This is a genomic window from Pseudomonas taetrolens, from assembly GCF_900475285.1.
In the GTDB taxonomy this organism is placed as follows: domain Bacteria; phylum Pseudomonadota; class Gammaproteobacteria; order Pseudomonadales; family Pseudomonadaceae; genus Aquipseudomonas; species Aquipseudomonas taetrolens.
Genome location: NZ_LS483370.1, coordinates 3833557 through 3849150 on the forward strand (window position 1 = coordinate 3833557; position 15594 = coordinate 3849150).

At 57.7% G+C, this 15594-nt stretch carries 19 protein-coding genes; 7 read left to right on the forward strand and 12 right to left on the reverse strand.

Annotated elements, in window-relative coordinates; genetic code table 11:
- Positions 1-110: 110 nt before the first annotated feature.
- Together DQN55_RS17730 and DQN55_RS17735 are read right to left on the reverse strand one after the other, a co-directional pair.
- Positions 111-1100 carry a FecR family protein gene (locus tag DQN55_RS17730; protein ID WP_048378619.1) on the reverse strand — a complete coding sequence of 330 codons (990 nt, stop codon included), beginning with the start codon at positions 1098-1100 and terminating at the stop codon, positions 111-113.
- On the reverse strand, positions 1097-1651 hold the full coding sequence (locus DQN55_RS17735; protein WP_048378617.1) for an RNA polymerase sigma factor: 555 nt from the start codon (positions 1649-1651) through the stop codon (positions 1097-1099). The genes DQN55_RS17730 and DQN55_RS17735 overlap by 4 nt, the downstream gene beginning before the upstream one ends.
- A gap of 412 nt (positions 1652-2063) precedes the next feature.
- Between DQN55_RS17735 and DQN55_RS17740 the strand changes: the two genes are divergently transcribed.
- A complete protein-coding gene (locus tag DQN55_RS17740) occupies positions 2064-2492 on the forward strand; it encodes an HPF/RaiA family ribosome-associated protein (RefSeq protein ID WP_048378615.1) in 429 nt (142 codons plus the stop codon).
- 76 nt (positions 2493-2568) lie between these two features.
- Here the strand turns inward: DQN55_RS17740 and DQN55_RS17745 are convergent, their stop codons facing one another.
- Entirely contained in the window at positions 2569-3069 is a 501-nt protein-coding gene (locus DQN55_RS17745) for a phosphate-starvation-inducible protein PsiE (protein WP_048378613.1), read from the reverse strand.
- A 258-nt stretch (positions 3070-3327) separates the two neighbouring features.
- Between DQN55_RS17745 and DQN55_RS17750 the strand changes: the two genes are divergently transcribed.
- Positions 3328-3585 (forward strand): YebG family protein, encoded by a 258-nt coding sequence (locus DQN55_RS17750; protein ID WP_003439988.1) that lies wholly within the window; start codon positions 3328-3330, stop codon positions 3583-3585.
- A 25-nt stretch (positions 3586-3610) separates the two neighbouring features.
- Here DQN55_RS17750 and DQN55_RS17755 read toward each other — a convergent pair whose 3' ends face one another.
- From DQN55_RS17755 to hmgA, 4 genes are all read right to left on the reverse strand, one after another.
- On the reverse strand, positions 3611-4648 hold the full coding sequence (locus DQN55_RS17755; RefSeq protein ID WP_048378611.1) for a Leu/Phe/Val dehydrogenase: 1038 nt from the start codon (positions 4646-4648) through the stop codon (positions 3611-3613).
- Between the two features lie 217 nt (positions 4649-4865).
- The gene (maiA, locus tag DQN55_RS17760; RefSeq protein ID WP_048378609.1) at positions 4866-5516 is read right to left on the reverse strand and encodes a maleylacetoacetate isomerase; all 651 of its coding nucleotides are present in this window, start codon (positions 5514-5516) and stop codon (positions 4866-4868) included.
- Between the two features lie 12 nt (positions 5517-5528).
- On the reverse strand, positions 5529-6833 hold the full coding sequence (fahA, locus tag DQN55_RS17765) for a fumarylacetoacetase (RefSeq protein WP_048378607.1): 1305 nt from the start codon (positions 6831-6833) through the stop codon (positions 5529-5531).
- 3 nt (positions 6834-6836) lie between these two features.
- Positions 6837-8141 carry a homogentisate 1,2-dioxygenase gene (gene hmgA, locus DQN55_RS17770; protein WP_048378605.1) on the reverse strand — a complete coding sequence of 435 codons (1305 nt, stop codon included), beginning with the start codon at positions 8139-8141 and terminating at the stop codon, positions 6837-6839.
- A gap of 164 nt (positions 8142-8305) precedes the next feature.
- Here hmgA and DQN55_RS17775 point away from each other — a divergent pair, with 164 nt between their 5' ends.
- Positions 8306-9100 carry an IclR family transcriptional regulator gene (locus DQN55_RS17775; RefSeq protein WP_048378604.1) on the forward strand — a complete coding sequence of 265 codons (795 nt, stop codon included), beginning with the start codon at positions 8306-8308 and terminating at the stop codon, positions 9098-9100.
- Between the two features lie 12 nt (positions 9101-9112).
- On the opposite strand, the gene DQN55_RS17780 is transcribed toward DQN55_RS17775, so the two are convergent.
- The 3 genes from DQN55_RS17780 to DQN55_RS17790 all read right to left on the reverse strand — a co-directional run bounded on the left by DQN55_RS17780 (position 9113) and on the right by DQN55_RS17790 (position 11039).
- Positions 9113-9487 (reverse strand): hypothetical protein, encoded by a 375-nt coding sequence (locus DQN55_RS17780; RefSeq protein WP_053070890.1) that lies wholly within the window; start codon positions 9485-9487, stop codon positions 9113-9115.
- Positions 9488-9976: 489 nt separating this feature from the next.
- The gene (locus DQN55_RS17785) at positions 9977-10663 is read right to left on the reverse strand and encodes an LrgB family protein (protein ID WP_048378603.1); all 687 of its coding nucleotides are present in this window, start codon (positions 10661-10663) and stop codon (positions 9977-9979) included.
- On the reverse strand, positions 10653-11039 hold the full coding sequence (locus DQN55_RS17790; protein ID WP_048378602.1) for a CidA/LrgA family protein: 387 nt from the start codon (positions 11037-11039) through the stop codon (positions 10653-10655). Before DQN55_RS17790 ends, DQN55_RS17785 begins: the two co-directional genes overlap by 11 nt.
- A gap of 99 nt (positions 11040-11138) precedes the next feature.
- Here DQN55_RS17790 and DQN55_RS17795 point away from each other — a divergent pair, with 99 nt between their 5' ends.
- The gene (locus tag DQN55_RS17795) at positions 11139-12035 is read left to right on the forward strand and encodes a LysR family transcriptional regulator (protein ID WP_048378601.1); all 897 of its coding nucleotides are present in this window, start codon (positions 11139-11141) and stop codon (positions 12033-12035) included.
- On the opposite strand, the gene DQN55_RS17800 is transcribed toward DQN55_RS17795, so the two are convergent.
- Entirely contained in the window at positions 12016-12471 is a 456-nt protein-coding gene (locus tag DQN55_RS17800) for a flavodoxin (protein ID WP_048378600.1), read from the reverse strand. The two genes, DQN55_RS17795 and DQN55_RS17800, sit on opposite strands and share 20 nt — an antisense overlap.
- 133 nt (positions 12472-12604) lie before the next feature.
- Here DQN55_RS17800 and DQN55_RS17805 point away from each other — a divergent pair, with 133 nt between their 5' ends.
- Positions 12605-13072 (forward strand): PAS domain-containing protein, encoded by a 468-nt coding sequence (locus DQN55_RS17805; RefSeq protein ID WP_048378599.1) that lies wholly within the window; start codon positions 12605-12607, stop codon positions 13070-13072.
- Between the two features lie 48 nt (positions 13073-13120).
- Positions 13121-13741, forward strand: coding sequence for a hypothetical protein (locus DQN55_RS17810; RefSeq protein ID WP_048378598.1), 621 nt, complete (start codon positions 13121-13123; stop codon positions 13739-13741).
- On the opposite strand, the gene DQN55_RS17815 is transcribed toward DQN55_RS17810, so the two are convergent.
- Positions 13731-14666 (reverse strand): MerR family transcriptional regulator, encoded by a 936-nt coding sequence (locus DQN55_RS17815; RefSeq protein ID WP_048378597.1) that lies wholly within the window; start codon positions 14664-14666, stop codon positions 13731-13733. The two genes, DQN55_RS17810 and DQN55_RS17815, sit on opposite strands and share 11 nt — an antisense overlap.
- Before the next feature lie 202 nt (positions 14667-14868).
- Here DQN55_RS17815 and folM point away from each other — a divergent pair, with 202 nt between their 5' ends.
- Positions 14869-15579: a dihydromonapterin reductase gene (folM, locus tag DQN55_RS17820; RefSeq protein WP_048378596.1), complete on the forward strand. Its 711-nt coding sequence runs from the start codon at positions 14869-14871 to the stop codon at positions 15577-15579.
- Positions 15580-15594: the final 15 nt, after the last annotated feature.

Sequence of the window (15594 nt, forward strand, 5' to 3'; positions counted from 1 at the left end):
ACCTGTGTGTCGACCCGTTAGGGAATGCGAATTTTTCGCATTTTCAAGCACTACACGGATCAGCCCGAGGTTTACCTCACTACGCCGTGAAAAATAATTTCAGAGAGCACTCAACGCAACACGATCAGCCGCCCCAACACATGGTGCTGCTCAAACCCGAGCACACCTTGCAAGGAATCGAGTACCGCTTGCGGGTCCTGGCTGGGGAAGCTGCCGCTGATGCGCCGCGCGCTCAGTTGGCTATTGAGCAGCACAATCTGCCCTGGGTAATACCGTTTGAGGTCTGCCACGACCTCGGCCAGCGGCGTCCTGGAGTACGTCAGCCAACCTTCGCGCCAGGCCGATCGTGCCCGGCTGTCGACCTGATGCACGGTATCGGTCGCGCCAGCGTCATAGGCCACTTGCTGATCGGCAGTGAGAATCTGCTGCGGCGCGCCCTTACCCGCCTTCACCCCGACCCGCCCCGACAAGACCGTAACCTGAGCGCCCTGCGGTTGCAGGCGCACTTCGAATTCCGTTCCCAGGACCCGCGCTTCACCCTCACGGGCCACGACCACAAAGGGTTTACCGGTGTGGGACACCTGAAAGAAAGCCACGCCACGGCGCAACTGGACATACCGTTCGCTGCCGCTGAAGTCCACGGCAATAGCACTGTCGGCGTCGAGGGTCACCTGCGACTGGTCAGCCAAGGTCACAGTGCGGACTTGCCCCGGCGCACTGACATAATCGGCACCGAGATCATCCACCCAGCGTGCCGGTTGCCAGCCGCCGAACACCCCAAGCATCAACAACAGGCTGGCGGCAACCGCCAACCCGCCGGACCAGCGCTTGAGGCGGCGGTCGCGGGGAACATCCATTGCCGACAAGTAGCGCCGCATCGCCAGCGCTTCTTCGTCAGCCAGCGTGCTGCCCGCCACTTCACTCAACTCCCATACGACCTGCGCCTGAGCGTAGGCCTCGGCATGCGCAGGATCGGCCTGTAGCCAACGGCTGAAGGTAGCCTGATCGCCACTGTCGGGCTGATCGTGCAACACGCTGAGCCAGGCCAGCGCAGCACGTTCCTGTTCAGGGGTGACCTGGATATTTGAACGAGTGATCACGGCGCAGCCCCTGATGGCGGTTCACGCAGACTGGCCTTGCAGGCCTCGAGGGCACGCATCATATGTTTTTCAACCGCACTTTGGGACACGCCCATGACGTTGGCGATATCGGCATAAGTACGCCCGTGAATCCGGTTAAGCAAAAAAATATGCCGTGTGCGTTCGGGCAAACGACGCAAGGCGGCCTCGACCTGACGCAAATCATTACCAGCCTCCAGTGCCGCCTGGGGCTCACTGCCCAGGGCATCCGGCTCAGGTTGCCAGTACTGGTTGACCCGCCCGCGTGAGCCTTCGCTGCGCAAATGGTCGATCGCGATATTCCCCGCACAGCGCAGCAAATACGTGCCCAACTCTTCAACCTGCACCAGAGGACGTCGCCAAAAACGCAGAAACAGATCCTGCACCAGGTCAGCAGCTGTTGCCCGGCATCCCACGCGGCGACTCACCAGCGCTTCCATTTGTGGACGCTGGGATAAAAACACCTGCAGGAAATGCGCACGTCCATGGCGCATTTCACGGCCAGTGTTGTCCTCGGGTTCTGGTGGGGTCATGGGCGTCGGGAAGGAGGTCAAAAAGGAAGGCGATACTAATGATAAATATTCTCATAAGCAAAGCGACATGACGGGCTGCAGACACGCTATGCAATCACCCACCCCTACAGCGCGAACAATTCTTGTTCTCTAGCGCATGATCTACCTGGCTAAGGCAATACGCCGGCGCCCCCCCGGACCCTGTACGTCCAGTCATCAGTCGCATTTTGATATAAACCCGCCAAAGCCCGCACCTGCTGGCTGTTCTTCCTGCCAAAGGCTGACACCGGTCATTGCGCGCGATCGTTCGTAAAAATAGTGCTTGAAATATTTGTTCATCGGCCCAAACACTGTAACTGAGCGCTGACGATGAACCTTTGAACACACGAGGCCGTCAGACCTCACACGAGCACGCTTATATAAGGGAAGAATTATGCAAATTAACGTCTTTTCCGATAAACATATCGACAGTGACGAACGTCTCCAGGGATGGGTTAAAGCCACTGTCGAAGTTACGCTCGAACGCCATCTGGAGGACCTGACCCGCGTCGAGGTCCATCTGAGTGATGAAAATGGCGGCAAGTCCGGTCCTAAAGACAAGCGCTGCAAAATGGAGGCACGACCTAAAGGTCACCAACCGATTTCCGTATCCCACGATGCTGACTCACTGACTCAAGCCGTCGAGGGTGCAACTACCAAACTGGAACACGCACTGGAGCACTTGTTCGGCAAGCTTCGTGGCAAACGCTCCGTGACCCTCGCCCCGGAAGGGTTTGAAGAGCACGAAGCCAAGCAGAGCGCTGACGCGCTACTGGAAGAAGAGTTTCTGGAGAAAGAAAAAGAACTCGAGCTCAATAGCTGATCCAGCGTTCAGGACGCACTAAAAAAGGGCGGGCTTACTTCGGTAAGCCCGCCCTTTCTTGTACGACTCTTACGGGTTACAGCTCGCCCTTCTCCACTTCAGGATGCTCGCCGGAGCCGGCACCGGTCTTGCGGTGCGGGTTCTCGATCTTCACCGAGGGGAACTGTGAAGATGCATAGCGCACCACCAGGATGGCCACCGCCAGCAACAGGATCGCCCCGGTCAGATACACAACCCCCATGTCTGGCGGATTGTGATGCGATACGTTGGAAATCAGCAAACGGGTCAGCGCTGTGATCGCCACATAAATCAGAAAACGTACGGGCATGTGGTTGGTCTTGAAATAAATCCCGACCATGGCGCCCAGTTCGAGGTAGATAAACAGCAGCAGGATGTCATCGATAGAGATGTTGCCCTTCTCCACCATCTGCAGAAATTCCATCACCGCCGCCCACGCCGTCACGGCGCCAATGGCGAACAACGCCAGGTAATGGAAGGTTTCGACAAACAGATTCCCCATCGACTCTGCCAGTTCATGAACCTGACCACGTAGCTTTTCAGCTTTGTTAACTTTCACGATGCAGCTCCTTGAATCGACTCAAACGGATCATCCGCGTTGCACATGACGCTTTCTGCATGCAGAAAAAAGGCCAGTAGCAGCAGATAAGATGATGGCCGACAGGGATTAGACACGTTGAGTACGCGCTGCGGGCCGTCAATTGCAGCTAGAGTAAAAAAGCCGCTATTCAAATCCCGGCGATTGGCTTATCCTTTTAGCTGTATATAAATACAGTAATCGCAAGACAATTTATCGTGAAGGCATATGAGGTGGTAAATGGCCGTCGAAGTGGTATACCGCAGCAGCCGAGATCTGGAGCGTTTGTTCATGGATAAAGCCGAAGCTGACCGTCATGACAAAATGCTGGAGCTGGCCGAACTGCTGGCTGAAGTGTTGCAAAAGGCTGTGCCGTCCCTGAGCGAGCAGCAAGTAGAAGAAGCCGGTATCTACATGGCGAAAAATCGCGATGTCTTTGCCAAGGCCTTCAAGAGCCAGCCGGACGCCCTGTCCGAGTTGCTGGTCGAGAGCGAGTAAATATCCCGCAGAAGGTGGGTTCCCCTTAACCCGTCCCTTCTGCTGCCGGATACAGCAGACTCTGCGCCAGCTCATCCGACACCCTTGCCGGGGAGCGTTTTTCGGCCTGTGCGTGAGCATAGATCCCGGCCAGACGCTGGCTGATGCGTCGCAACTGCAAATTGATTGCCTCGGGCTGAGCCCCTTCATGGGTCAGGGCCAGGTAAATCAGTCCGCCTGAATTGATCACATAGTCGGGCGCATACAAAATTCCACGGCGCTCGAGTTGATCGGCCACTTGCAGGTTGGTCAGCTGATTATTCGCACACCCGGCCACGGCGGCGCAGCGCAATTGCGCCACGCTGTGCCAGTTAAGCACGCCGCCTAACCCGCAGGGCGCCAGAATGTCGCAAGGCGTGCTGAGCAACGCCTCACAGGCCACCGGGTGAGCACCCAGTTGTTCCATCGCCAGGCGAACCTTGCCCGGATCAGTGTCGCTGACCAGCAACTCTGCGCCTGCCGCATGCAGCTGCTCGGCCAATGCATACCCGACCTTGCCCAGCCCCTGAACCGCGACACGCAACCCCTCGAGGTTATCACTGCCCAAACGCCATGACGCTGAACTGCGGATTCCGGCAAAGACCCCCATTGCCGCATGGGGCGAAGGATCCCCCGCATCCGTGGTGCTGGTGACGTGTTGAGTGTGCTGAGCAATGCAGTCCATGTCGGCTGTCGAGGTGCCGCTGTCAATGGCCGTGATATAGCGGCCCGCGAGTTGCTCGACGCAACGGCCAAAGGCTTCAAACAATGCCGCTCTGCTCTCCACGTGCGCCGCACGCACAATCACCGCCTGCCCACCGCCAAACGCCAGCCCGGCCAATGCAGCCTTGTAGCTCATGTCTTGCGCCAGGCGGACGGCATCGTTCAGCGCGCTTTCATCATTGGGATAGGCCAGGTAGCGGCAACCGCCCAATGCCGGACCAAGACGACTGCTATGAACAGCAATCACCGCCTTGAGCCCGGTAACAGGGTCGACGCTGAGGTGAAGCGACTCGATATGAGCGCTTTGCATGAGAGCAAACATAATGACCTGGCCCTCGAACAGTTACGGGTAACGCCAGTATAGGTCGCGTCCGAAAATCCGTTGAAGTGCGCAAGCATAAGATCGAGGTATATGTGCGATTAAAGACATATCGGTTCAACCACCTGCGCGAACCAGGCAGCATGGCTTTTGGAAGAGACCACCCCGTCGTTCGTCAGCGCTGACGAACGACGGGGTGGTGATACCCGAATGCCCCGCGCTAGGCACTTGCCGGAGGCGGTGTATCGGGCTGCTGCGCCGGATGAGCCTTAATGAAGGCCGGGTGATTTTGCGCCAGTGCCAGCACCCGGCCAATGCGCGGGTATGACGCCAGCGACACTTTGAAACGCTCCGCAGCGTATGCCTGCGGAATCAGGTAAACATCCGCCAGCCCCGGCTCGGCACCAAAGCAGTAACCGCTGTCACCAATCAATTGCTCAACAGCCGTCAATCCTTGGCTGACCCAGTGATTGATCCATTGCACCACCTGCTCTTCATCCTGCCCGAGTTGCCGCAGCCGGTTGAGCACACTGACGTTGTGCAACGGGTGGATATCACAGGCTATCAAAGCCGCCACTGCCCGTTCATGAGCCCGGGTGGTGAGGTCTTTGGACAGCAGCGGCGATTGCGGATAACACTCTTCGAGGTATTCGATAATGGCCGGTGATTGCGTTAACACCTCACCGTCATCGGTGCGCAAGGCCGGCACGCGGCCTTGCGGGTTGATCGCCAGATACGCCGGCTGGCGGTGTTCGCCGCCCTCGGCGGCAATCAGGTTGATCGCCAGCGCCCGGTAATCCAGGCCCTTGAGTGCCAACGCAATACGCACCCGATACGACGATGTTGAGCGGTAGTAGGTGAAGAGATCCATGATCCGTTCCTTTTAGCGCGCCGCGATGACCTTGCCCCGGCACTCGCCAAATCCGATGGAGGAATAGCCTTCACGGATGCAACGTGCACGCAGGATGACTTCGTCGCCGTCTTCGAGGAATTTGCGAACCTCGCCCGACGCCAGCTCGACCGGTAGTTTGCCGCCCTCGGTAATCTCCAGCAGGCTGCCCAGTTGCGAACGATCCGGGCCGGACAAGGTGCCCGAGCCGAACAGGTCGCCAGACTGTAATTGGCAGCCATTGACGCTGTGATGCGCCACCAGTTGCGCAGCTGTCCAGTACATGTTCAGGGTATTGCTCAGGCCAAGTCGATGGGCCGGCAGGTTTTGTTCACGCATTGATTCGGTGAGCAGCAGTACTTCAAGCTCGATGTCCAGCGCCCCTTTGGCCTGATCCTGGGGATCGAGCAAGTACGCCAACGGTTGCGGATCACCTTCAGGACGGGCCGGCTGAGCACGACGGAATGGTTCCAGCGCTTCGGCAGTCACCACCCACGGCGAGATGCTGGTAATAAAGCTTTTGGACAGAAACGGACCAAGCGGTTGGTATTCCCATGCCTGAATATCCCGGGCCGACCAATCGTTGAGCAGGCAGTAACCGGCAATGTGGTCGCCCGCTTCACTGACCGGGATCGGGTCGCCCATCTCGTTGCCCTGGCCGATCCAGATCCCCAGTTCCAGCTCGTAGTCCAGGCGTGCGCATGGGCCGAAGGCGGGCTCGGTCTGGCCCGCCGGCAAGGTCTGCCCCTTGGGACGGCGCACGTCCGCGCCGGACGCGCGAATGGTCGAGGCGCGGCCGTGGTAGCCAATCGGCACGTATTTGTAGTTGGCCAGCAACGGATTATCAGGGCGAAACAGTTTGCCAACGTTTTTAGCGTGCTCGATACCGACGTAAAAGTCGGTGTAGTCGCCGATTTTTGCCGGTACCTGTAGCTCGCAATCCGCCGCCAGCGGCAGCAGCCTGGCACCTTGGGCTTCGATCTTGCCGCGCAAAGTGCTGCCTTCACTCAACAACTCGAGCAAACGCTCACGCAAAGCCACACGGGCACTGCGGCCCAAGGCGAAAAACGCATTCAGCACGCCGCCCATAGTGGCCTCTACCGCCACTTTGGCCTGCCCTTCAAACAAGCCGGCCGCCAAGCCCGCCTCTAGGTCGAAGATGTGTTCGCCGATCGCAACACCGCTGCGTGGAGCCGAGCCGTTCAGGCTGAAGATACCCATCGGCAGGTTTTGCAAAGGAAAATCGCGGTGGCCGTTAGCCGAGACAATCCAGCTTTGGGTGAGAGTGGACAGGGTCATGGCTTATCTCCGATTCGGGGTGAAGGTTGCGGGCAGCGAAGCCCAGCAAGCGTCGTAACTGGATTGCAATTGCGGGCACTCGAGGGCAAACCGACTAGGACGCAACACTTGGCTGGTTTCAAACATAAAGGCCATCGTGTTATCGATTTTGCTCGGTTGCAGCTCAGCTGCAATGGCTTTGGTGCAGGTTTCACCGTCCGGGCCATGGGCGCTCATGCAACTGTGCAGCGATGCCCCCCCCGGCAAGAAGCCTTCGGCCTTGGCGTCGTAACTGCCCTGGATCAGCCCCATGTATTCGTTCATCAAGTTGCGATGGAACCACGGTGGTCTGAAGGTTTTTTCTGCCACCATCCAGCGCGGCGGGAAAATGACGAAGTCCAGGTTAGCCAACCCCGGCACGCTGGTCGGCGAGGTCAGTACGGTAAAGATCGATGGATCGGGGTGGTCGAAGCTGACGGTGCCGATCGTGTTGAAACGTCGCAGGTCATATTTGTAAGGCACGTTATTACCGTGCCACGCCACGACGTTCAAGGGCGAGTGATCCAGCTCGCAACCCCAGAGCTCACCCAGAAACTTTTGCACCAGCACCGTGGTGCTCCGGTCGTCCTCGTAGTGGGCCACCGGGCTCAAAAAATCACGCGGATTGGCCAGCCCATTGCTGCCAATCGGTCCCAGATCCGGTAAACGCAGCACAGCACCGTGATTTTCGGCAACGTAGCCTCGAGCCTGCGCATCCAGCAATTCGACACGAAACTTGAGGCCGCGCGGGATCACGGCGATTTCCAAAGGTTCCAGCTCCAGCACACCCAGCTCGGTGCAAATGCGCAAACGGCCCTGCTCGGGTACGAGCAACAACTCGCCATCGGCATTGAAAAAGACCCGCTGCATGGAGATGTTGGCGCAGTAGTTGTAAATGCTGATGCCAGAAGGTTTTTGCGCCCCGCTGTTGGCGACCATACCGATCAACCCGTCGATGAAATCCGTGGGCTCATCAGGAATGGACAACGGGTTCCAACGCAAACGGTTGGGCGTGACCGGGCCTAACGGGCCACCGGCCAGTTGCCGCTCCAGCTTGATAAATGCCGGATGCTTGGCCGACGGCTGGATGCGGTACATCCAGGTACGGCGGGCTTCGCTGCGCGCCATGGTGAAGGCCGTGCCGGAAAACAATTCGGCGTACAGGCCATAAGGCACTTTTTGCGGGGAGTTCTGGCCGACTGGCAAAGCGCCCGGTAATGCTTCACTGCTGAATTCGTTGCCAAATCCGGATTGATAGACGGGAGTTGGCAAAGGCGAGTCGAGGTTCATGGAGCCTCCAGAGTGGAGAAGGCAGATGACAGCGCCATGCCCTGAATCAGCCTGCGCGTCGCTGCATTATTTTTATCGTAATTCAATTACGCATAACGTAATTTGATTGGTATTAAGCGTCAAGCTATAAAGACGCCCATTCGTCCCGAGATCCCAGAGCCTCCATGGAAAAGCCCCGCAGCAGCAACGACAGCACCGGCAAGCAAAAAGTGCGTTCCGCCGAGGTCGGTACGGACATCCTCAAAGCGTTGGCCGAGTTATCACCCTCGACCTCGCTCTCGCGGTTGGCCGAGCACGTGCAAATGCCTGCCAGCAAGGTGCACCGCTATTTACAGGCGCTGATTGCCAGTGGTTTTGCTGAACAAAATATCGCCACCAACCATTACGGCCTGGGTCGCGAGGCATTGCGTGTGGGTTTGGCCGCACTGAGCAGCATGGACGTCCTCAAAGTCGCCGCCTTGCCCTTGGCAGAATTGCGCGATGACCTGAACGAAACCTGCTTTTTAGCGGTATGGGGAAATCAGGGCGCAACCGTGGTGCACATCGAACCGGCAGTACGGGCGATTACAGTGGTCACTCAACTGGGTTCGGTGCTACCGCTCCTGAGTTCATCCACCGGACTGGTGTTCAACGCCTTTCTACCCGACCGCGAAACCGCAGAGTTGCGCGAGCAGGAGCTGGCACACGATCAGATTCATCCTTTGGCAAAACCCGAGGATTACGCCGCATTACGCGAGCAAATTCGCCAGCGCGGCTTGCATTTCGTACACGGTTTGTTGATGCCGGGCGTGGATGCACTGTCCGCCCCCGTGTTCAGCGCCACCGGGCAAGTGGCCGGGGTGCTGACCGTGGTCGGCCCCACCTCGCTGTTTCATGCGGACGAAAACGGGCCCGCAGCCAAACGGTTATTGGCCGCGAGCCAGGCCATCAGCTGGCGCATGGGTTATCAGCCAGACTGACAACCTGCAGGATCATAGATCCCACTTGTACCTGGATTCGTCCAGCAAGCGCTGGATCATTTTTTCGACGTCATACAAAGACAGCGTGTGGATCCGGTGAGTGTCTTCGAACGTCCACGGCTTGGCATACACGCCTGAAAGGCTTTGGTTATAGGTCGGTGCCATCCCGCGTTCAATGCTGTCGGTACCAATATCGACCAATGATTGAGTAAAGGTAAGCTTGGGGTCTACCACCGCGTGAACCGTGTTGACGTACACATCGTCACATAACATCCCCGATGGCTTGAGCTGCTCGTTCAAGAAGGCTCGTACGCGCTTGGTGTATGAAGTGATGTCATTCGACGTGATGATGCGTGGACTTGAGGGGAGGTCTTTCGGATCAATCATTGCGCTACTCCTGTTACTGCTCCCTGCCTATCAAAGCCTCATGCTGTGATCAAGTCTGCAGTGAGCAACCTGGTGAGTGCGCATTACACCCCGTGTTCCCGCCTCGTGCGCGGTACAAGATTATCGCGTGACATCCGTCCCTGAACGCCTACACCAGAGACAGCCTCGGCCCTATCAGACTGTTGCCGAAAACGTAACAGAGATTGTCGCAAAGCAGGCTTACTCCGACGCGCCCAAGCTCTTATTCTGGATGCATCTCCAGAGCAACGCAGTTGCTCTGCTACTCTCTTTAAGTGCATGGCCTTAAGCGGCCAGTCGCCCCCCGATTTACCCTGACGTTGATTTGTAGCTCCTTGATGAACGTCTTCTTTGGCCGCTGTTCTACAGCGGCCTTTTTTATGCCCGTTATTGGCGAGCCTTGCGTTTACGAGACGCTACAACACACCTGGCGGCGCCAAGGACACCCAAAGTCCGCAACGCGGCCGCGGTTTAAAAGACGCTTGTCAGCAACGGTGCGGCAAACAGGTTGAGAATACCGGTCAGTACCATCACTAGGCCCGCTACCGAGCCTTCTTCGCTACCCACCTCTCGGGCACGGCTAACACCTGCGCCGTGGGCTCCTATACCGAACAGCGCACCGCGGGCCAGACTGCTGCGCAGTGGCAACCACTTGAGCAGGAGCCCGCCCAGCAGCGCACCAAATACACCGGTGAACATCACAAATACGGCGGTGAGTTCTGGCACCCCGCCCAAGTCCTGGGCAAGAGGCATGGCAAACGGTGTGGTGATGGAACGGGGCACCAGTGACATCGTCAATGAGGTGTCGAGCGCCAATGCCCTGGCCAGCCAGAATGAGCTGCCAATGGAGACTGCGCTGCCCGCCAGCATCCCCAGCAACAAGGCCCCCCAGTGCCGGGCCAACAGCTGGCGCTGTTGCCAGATAGGTACCGCAAAGGCAACTGTCACCGGCCCCAGTACCAGCATGAGCCAATGGGTGTTGCTCGCGTATTCGGAATACGCGGTATGCAATGGCACCGCGACGGCGAGCAACAAGGCCGGAACCAATATCAGAGGTGATAGCAAATAGCGTCCGGTGCGGCCATACAGCCAGCGGCTCAGGCTATACGTAAGCAGGGTGAACATCAGCCAGAACATCGGCATCACCTCAAACTTCATGGCGCATCCTCCAACGGCACACAGCCTCCACGGTAAATGCGGTGACGACCATGACCAGCAAGGTGCTGACCCCGATCACCAGCAGGATGCGCCAGCCTTCATCGCGCACAAGTACGCCGTAGTCGAGCAAACTCATCAACGCCGGAATAAAGAACAGCAGCATTTCAGCCATCAATACGCCAGCCCCCAGTTGCAGGGTCGCGGGCTTGATCCAACCCAGGGCAAAACCCAGTAACAGCAGCGCCATGCCGACCACACCACCGGGTATGGGTAAATGCCAGCCGCTCGCGATCTGGCACCCTATGAAGTAGATGGCGAGCAGTACGGCCAATTCGCTGACCATCCGCCCCAAGCGTTTTACATCAAAGCGTTTCATGTTGTTTCCATTCCAGACTGGGCTTCAGTTTAAAGAACCCCCTTCCATCCCGAAAACGAATTGTTAGACTGACAGCCATTCCAAAGTGGAATCTAGGTCATGGAATTCAAACAGCTACGAACATTTGTCGAGGTCGCACGTCAGGGTGGTTTCACTCAGGCGGCGCACACCCTGCATATCAGTCAGTCAGCGGTAAGCAAAAAGGTCGCTCAGCTTGAGCACAGCCTCGCCACGCCTTTGTTCGATCGACTGGGTTCTCATGTACGCCTGACGGCGGCAGGCAATGTGGTGCTGCTACGTGCTGAAAGCATGCTGCGTTTGCACAGGGAGTTACTGAGCGAACTCGATGATTTGAGCCATTTGGCGCGTGGCGAGCTGAAGCTGGGGTTGCCACTGCTGGGCAGTGATGCCCTGTTCGCCAGGTTGTTTGCAGAATACCGGCGGCGCTACCCGAATATTCAGGTGCAGTTACTTGAGGGAGGCAGTTTGAATATTGAACAAGCGGTGCTGAGTGGCGAACTGGAATTGGGCGGCAGTCTGACCCCCAAAAACCCGGCCTTCGCATACCAGCCGTTTTGCGATGAGCCGCTTGACGCTTTGCTGCCCGCTGACCATCCCTTGGCAGAGGACGGCAGCGTGCGGCTGGAGCAATTGGCCGACACCCCTTTTTTACTCTATCAACGCAGCTTTGTGCTCAACGACCGCTTGCTGCAAGCCTGTCAGCAGGTTGGCTTTACACCCAAAGAAGGCGGCCGGAGTGGCCAGGCGGATTTTCTGGTGGCGCTGGTGGCTGCCGGACAAGGGGCTGTCCTGTTGCCCAGCGTGGTTGCACGCGGCCTGGTACGTCCCGGTGTCGTGCGGTTAAAGCTGGTTGCACCCGACTATTTACGCTGGGATATCGCGTTTATCTGGCGAGACGGGGCGTATTTGTCGCGGGCAGCTCAAGCCTGGCTTGAGCTGCTGCGTGAACGCCCGGTTACTGGCTCAGTGCTTTGATCAAGTCAGCCAGCCAAGGCTCGGCATCACTTTCAGGGGTAACGCTCTCGCTGGAGTCCAGACGGAGCATGGGCAGCACTTCATTCACTCCCAGCTCGGCGAACAACTCGCGCATTTGCTCGCCGCCGCCGCAGAAGGTATCGCCATAACTCGAATCGCCCAGCCCCATCACCGCACCCGGCAAACCACGCAAGGCAGCCGGTAACTGGTCACGCAGGGCGCTGTAGAGCGGGATCAGATTGTCCGGCAGCTCGCCCATGCCAGTGGTGGAGGTCACGGCCAAAATGGCTTCTGGCGCAAACGCCAGAACCTCGTCCAGGGTTGCACGCGGATTGAGCATGACCTCAAACCCTGCCTCGGCAAGCAGTTGCCTGGCATGACGAGCGACTTCTTCAGCGGTGCCGTACACCGAGCCGGAAAGAATGGCGACTTTCATCAATCTGATCCTGTAGCTGTCTAAAAGGTCTGGATGTTAACAGGTGAGGCACCGCTTCGGGGATGGCAACTGGACGGCTCGCAACCATGCCCTAAAATAGGCCTTTTTGCCCGCCAGTCAGGAGCGACTATCGATGATCAATGCCCGTTTGCTGCAACGCATGATAGACGCGACCCAGGACGGCATTGTGATCGCCGAACAGGAAGGCGAAGACAACATCCTTATTTATGTGAACGCTGCTTTTGAAGCACTCACCGGCTACAGTCGCGACGACATTCTTTATCAGGACTGCCGCTTCCTGCAGTCAGGCGATCGTGATCAGCCGGCGCTGGCGCTCATCCGCAAAGCCATCGCCAGTAGACAACCGGTCCGCCAGGTACTGCGCAACTACCGCAAGGATGGTTCGCACTTCTGGAATGAGTTGTCGATCACCCCGGTATTCAACGAAAGCGATCAACTGACTTACTTTATTGGCGTGCAAAAGGATGTCACCCCCCAGGTAAAAGCCGAGATGCGGGTGGCCCAGTTAGAAGCCCAACTCAGCGCGGTACAGGCAGAGCTGGAAGCACTGAAGGCGACGAGCGGTTATAACAAAACGTAAAAATAGCGGTCTGTACCTACGACTACAGACCGACTTTTCGAGCCCCATATGTCTCACGATGCTCTTTTGACCCAGGAAGAGCTGGATTTCATCCAGTCGATGCACCAAAGCCCTCTGTCGAATACAGGGGAAGCATCGTCAAGCCTGGTGGTTAACGGGGTCTCTCAAATACGCGACTTGCTGACTCGATTGGCAGCCCATGAGCACGTCACAATCCACGCTCATATTGCCAATCAGCAAATGAGTTTTCCGCTGCGTCTGGTCGAAGACGAATTCCATGCCCAGCATCTGGAGTTAGGAGCGCCCAGCATCTTCGAAGACGGACCCAAGGCCCGGCCATGGCGCATGACGCTGCCAGAACCGGTACCGCTGGAAAACATTCGTGGTAAGCCCGGGCATTTATGGGTCACCGAAATGTCGTTCAAGGGGCTTCTGGTTGAAGTGCGTAACGAGGCTCGCCCGCCTCGCCAGTTTTCGCAGTGGTTCTGCCCCGGGGGCCAAGAGCGGATTGCCCTGCGTGGCACCCTGGAGCGCAAGACCGAACTGGGTCTGTACGCCTATCGCCTGAGCCAACGGGACCACGACGAAACCGAACGATTGCGCCAGTTCATTCTGCACCGGCATCGCCTGGTACATCCCGACCTGCACGCCAGCGCCCTCACCCCTTGAGATCAGCGTCCAGACGTTGATTCATCAGCACGGCGTCACTGCCCAAACAGCCAATGGATGTGCCCGCCAACGCTTCCTGGGCAACATTGGCTGCCTCACCCGCCAGCAATAATGAACAGTTCAGGGTATTTGCCAGCCGCTGCAGCCGCCGAACATGCGCCGTGCTCAGCGCACGATTGGCAAACAGCACCACGGCCTGAGGTTTCAGCTTCTCGCAAATCAGTGAGAGCTCGCCCAATGGCTGCCCCACAGCCAAAACCCTGACCACTCGATCGGTTCGGGTCAGGAGCAAACCGGCGACCAGCAACTCCAGCTCATGACACAGCTCAGGCAGCGCTACCAACACTACACGTTGCCGGGCACCCGCGGCCTGCAACTGCAAGCGGTGCTGGACCCGCCCGCGCAAGAACCCGTCCAGGAGCAACCACTCGCTGGTGCGACCGAATTCGTCCTGTTCTCTGAGCAACTGCTGCCACAGCGGCAGAAATATGGCCTGGAATACGATGTCGACCGGGTAGATCGAGAAAATCTGCCCATACAGACGTTCAAGTTCCGCCTCATCGAAAGCACTGAGAGCGGCTCGGATACTCAAATGCCATTCGCTGTATTCGTCAGTTTCGATCCCTGCCTCCAGGGTTCTGGATCGGGGCTCACGCGTTAACAAGTCACCCACTTTACTGACTGTGACCCCGCGCTCGATCCAGCCAAGCACACGACGGACTGTCTCGATATCCGTCATGGAATACAAACGATGCCCACTTTCGGTGCGTGTTGGCTGTATCAATCCATATCGCCGCTCCCAGGCACGCAATGTCACCGGATTGACACCTGTGAGGCGGGCTACTTCACGAATCGGATAAAGATCTCCCGGCGCAGATGAATCGGCGGTCAGCGCAACGGGTTCAATATCAATAATCATGGGCATATGAAAGCCATCGACCAAATGTAGGTAAACGCATTCTACGCATTATGTCGCTACACCGCCTTGAGATACATACAACGCGCCTCCCTTCGTCAATCAGGTTACCCAGAGACGCTTTGGCCCAGGCATGGCCGTTGCGCAACAGACGCTGGTATAGTTTTGTCATTACGCCACTACCCCGCTGTTTCTTTAGACCGAGCCTGTCATGCCTTCTACTTCTGCCCCGATCCTGATCACTGGCGCCGGACAGCGCATTGGCTTGCATTGCGCGCAGCAACTGCTGGCTGAAGGTTTTCGGGTAATCATCAGTTACCGCAGCGAGAAGCCGGGCGTGCAAGCCCTGCGTGATCTGGGTGCGACAACATTACTCGCCGACTTTTCGACCCCGGACGGTATCCTCGATTTTATCGAGCGGCTCAAAAGCCATACCGACTGCCTGAGAGCCATTGTTCACAATGCATCGGCGTGGCTGGCGGAATGTACCGACACCGAAATCAATGCGTTCAGTCACATGTTCAACGTCCACATGCTGGCGCCCTACTTGATCAATCTTCACTGCAGCGAACTGCTGGAACGCTCAACACCTGCCGATATCGTGCACATCAGCGACGATGTCACACGCAAGGGCAGCAGCAAGCACATTGCTTATTGCGCCACCAAAGCCGGACTCGACAGCCTGACCTTGTCATTCGCAGCTAAACTGGCGCCACGCATCAAAGTCAACGGCATCGCCCCGGCGCTGGTGCTGTTCAATCCTGATGACGATGCAGCGTACCGCACCAAAGCGCTGGCAAAATCCGCACTGGGCATCGAGCCCGGAGCCGAGGTGATCTACCAAAGCCTGCGTTATTTGCTGGATAACCCCTATGTCACCGGCACGACCCTGACCGTCAATGGCGGCCGGCACCTCAAATGAGCCGCCCCGCGAGGA

Excerpts from the sequence above, each read along its gene's own strand:
- DQN55_RS17735 (WP_048378617.1), bottom strand. The coding sequence starts at position 1,651 with ATGACCCCACCAGAACCCGAGGACAACACTGGCCGTGAAATGCGCCAT.
- DQN55_RS17740 (WP_048378615.1), top strand. The coding sequence starts at position 2,064 with ATGCAAATTAACGTCTTTTCCGATAAACATATCGACAGTGACGAACGT.
- DQN55_RS17750 (WP_003439988.1), top strand. The coding sequence starts at position 3,328 with ATGGCCGTCGAAGTGGTATACCGCAGCAGCCGAGATCTGGAGCGTTTG.
- DQN55_RS17755 (WP_048378611.1), bottom strand. The coding sequence starts at position 4,648 with ATGTTTGCTCTCATGCAAAGCGCTCATATCGAGTCGCTTCACCTCAGC.
- maiA (WP_048378609.1), bottom strand. The coding sequence starts at position 5,516 with ATGGATCTCTTCACCTACTACCGCTCAACATCGTCGTATCGGGTGCGT.
- fahA (WP_048378607.1), bottom strand. The coding sequence starts at position 6,833 with ATGACCCTGTCCACTCTCACCCAAAGCTGGATTGTCTCGGCTAACGGC.
- hmgA (WP_048378605.1), bottom strand. The coding sequence starts at position 8,141 with ATGAACCTCGACTCGCCTTTGCCAACTCCCGTCTATCAATCCGGATTT.
- DQN55_RS17775 (WP_048378604.1), top strand. The coding sequence starts at position 8,306 with ATGGAAAAGCCCCGCAGCAGCAACGACAGCACCGGCAAGCAAAAAGTG.
- DQN55_RS17780 (WP_053070890.1), bottom strand. The coding sequence starts at position 9,487 with ATGATTGATCCGAAAGACCTCCCCTCAAGTCCACGCATCATCACGTCG.
- DQN55_RS17785 (WP_048378603.1), bottom strand. The coding sequence starts at position 10,663 with ATGAAGTTTGAGGTGATGCCGATGTTCTGGCTGATGTTCACCCTGCTT.
- DQN55_RS17790 (WP_048378602.1), bottom strand. The coding sequence starts at position 11,039 with ATGAAACGCTTTGATGTAAAACGCTTGGGGCGGATGGTCAGCGAATTG.
- DQN55_RS17795 (WP_048378601.1), top strand. The coding sequence starts at position 11,139 with ATGGAATTCAAACAGCTACGAACATTTGTCGAGGTCGCACGTCAGGGT.
- DQN55_RS17800 (WP_048378600.1), bottom strand. The coding sequence starts at position 12,471 with ATGAAAGTCGCCATTCTTTCCGGCTCGGTGTACGGCACCGCTGAAGAA.
- DQN55_RS17805 (WP_048378599.1), top strand. The coding sequence starts at position 12,605 with ATGATCAATGCCCGTTTGCTGCAACGCATGATAGACGCGACCCAGGAC.
- DQN55_RS17810 (WP_048378598.1), top strand. The coding sequence starts at position 13,121 with ATGTCTCACGATGCTCTTTTGACCCAGGAAGAGCTGGATTTCATCCAG.
- DQN55_RS17815 (WP_048378597.1), bottom strand. The coding sequence starts at position 14,666 with ATGCCCATGATTATTGATATTGAACCCGTTGCGCTGACCGCCGATTCA.
- folM (WP_048378596.1), top strand. The coding sequence starts at position 14,869 with ATGCCTTCTACTTCTGCCCCGATCCTGATCACTGGCGCCGGACAGCGC.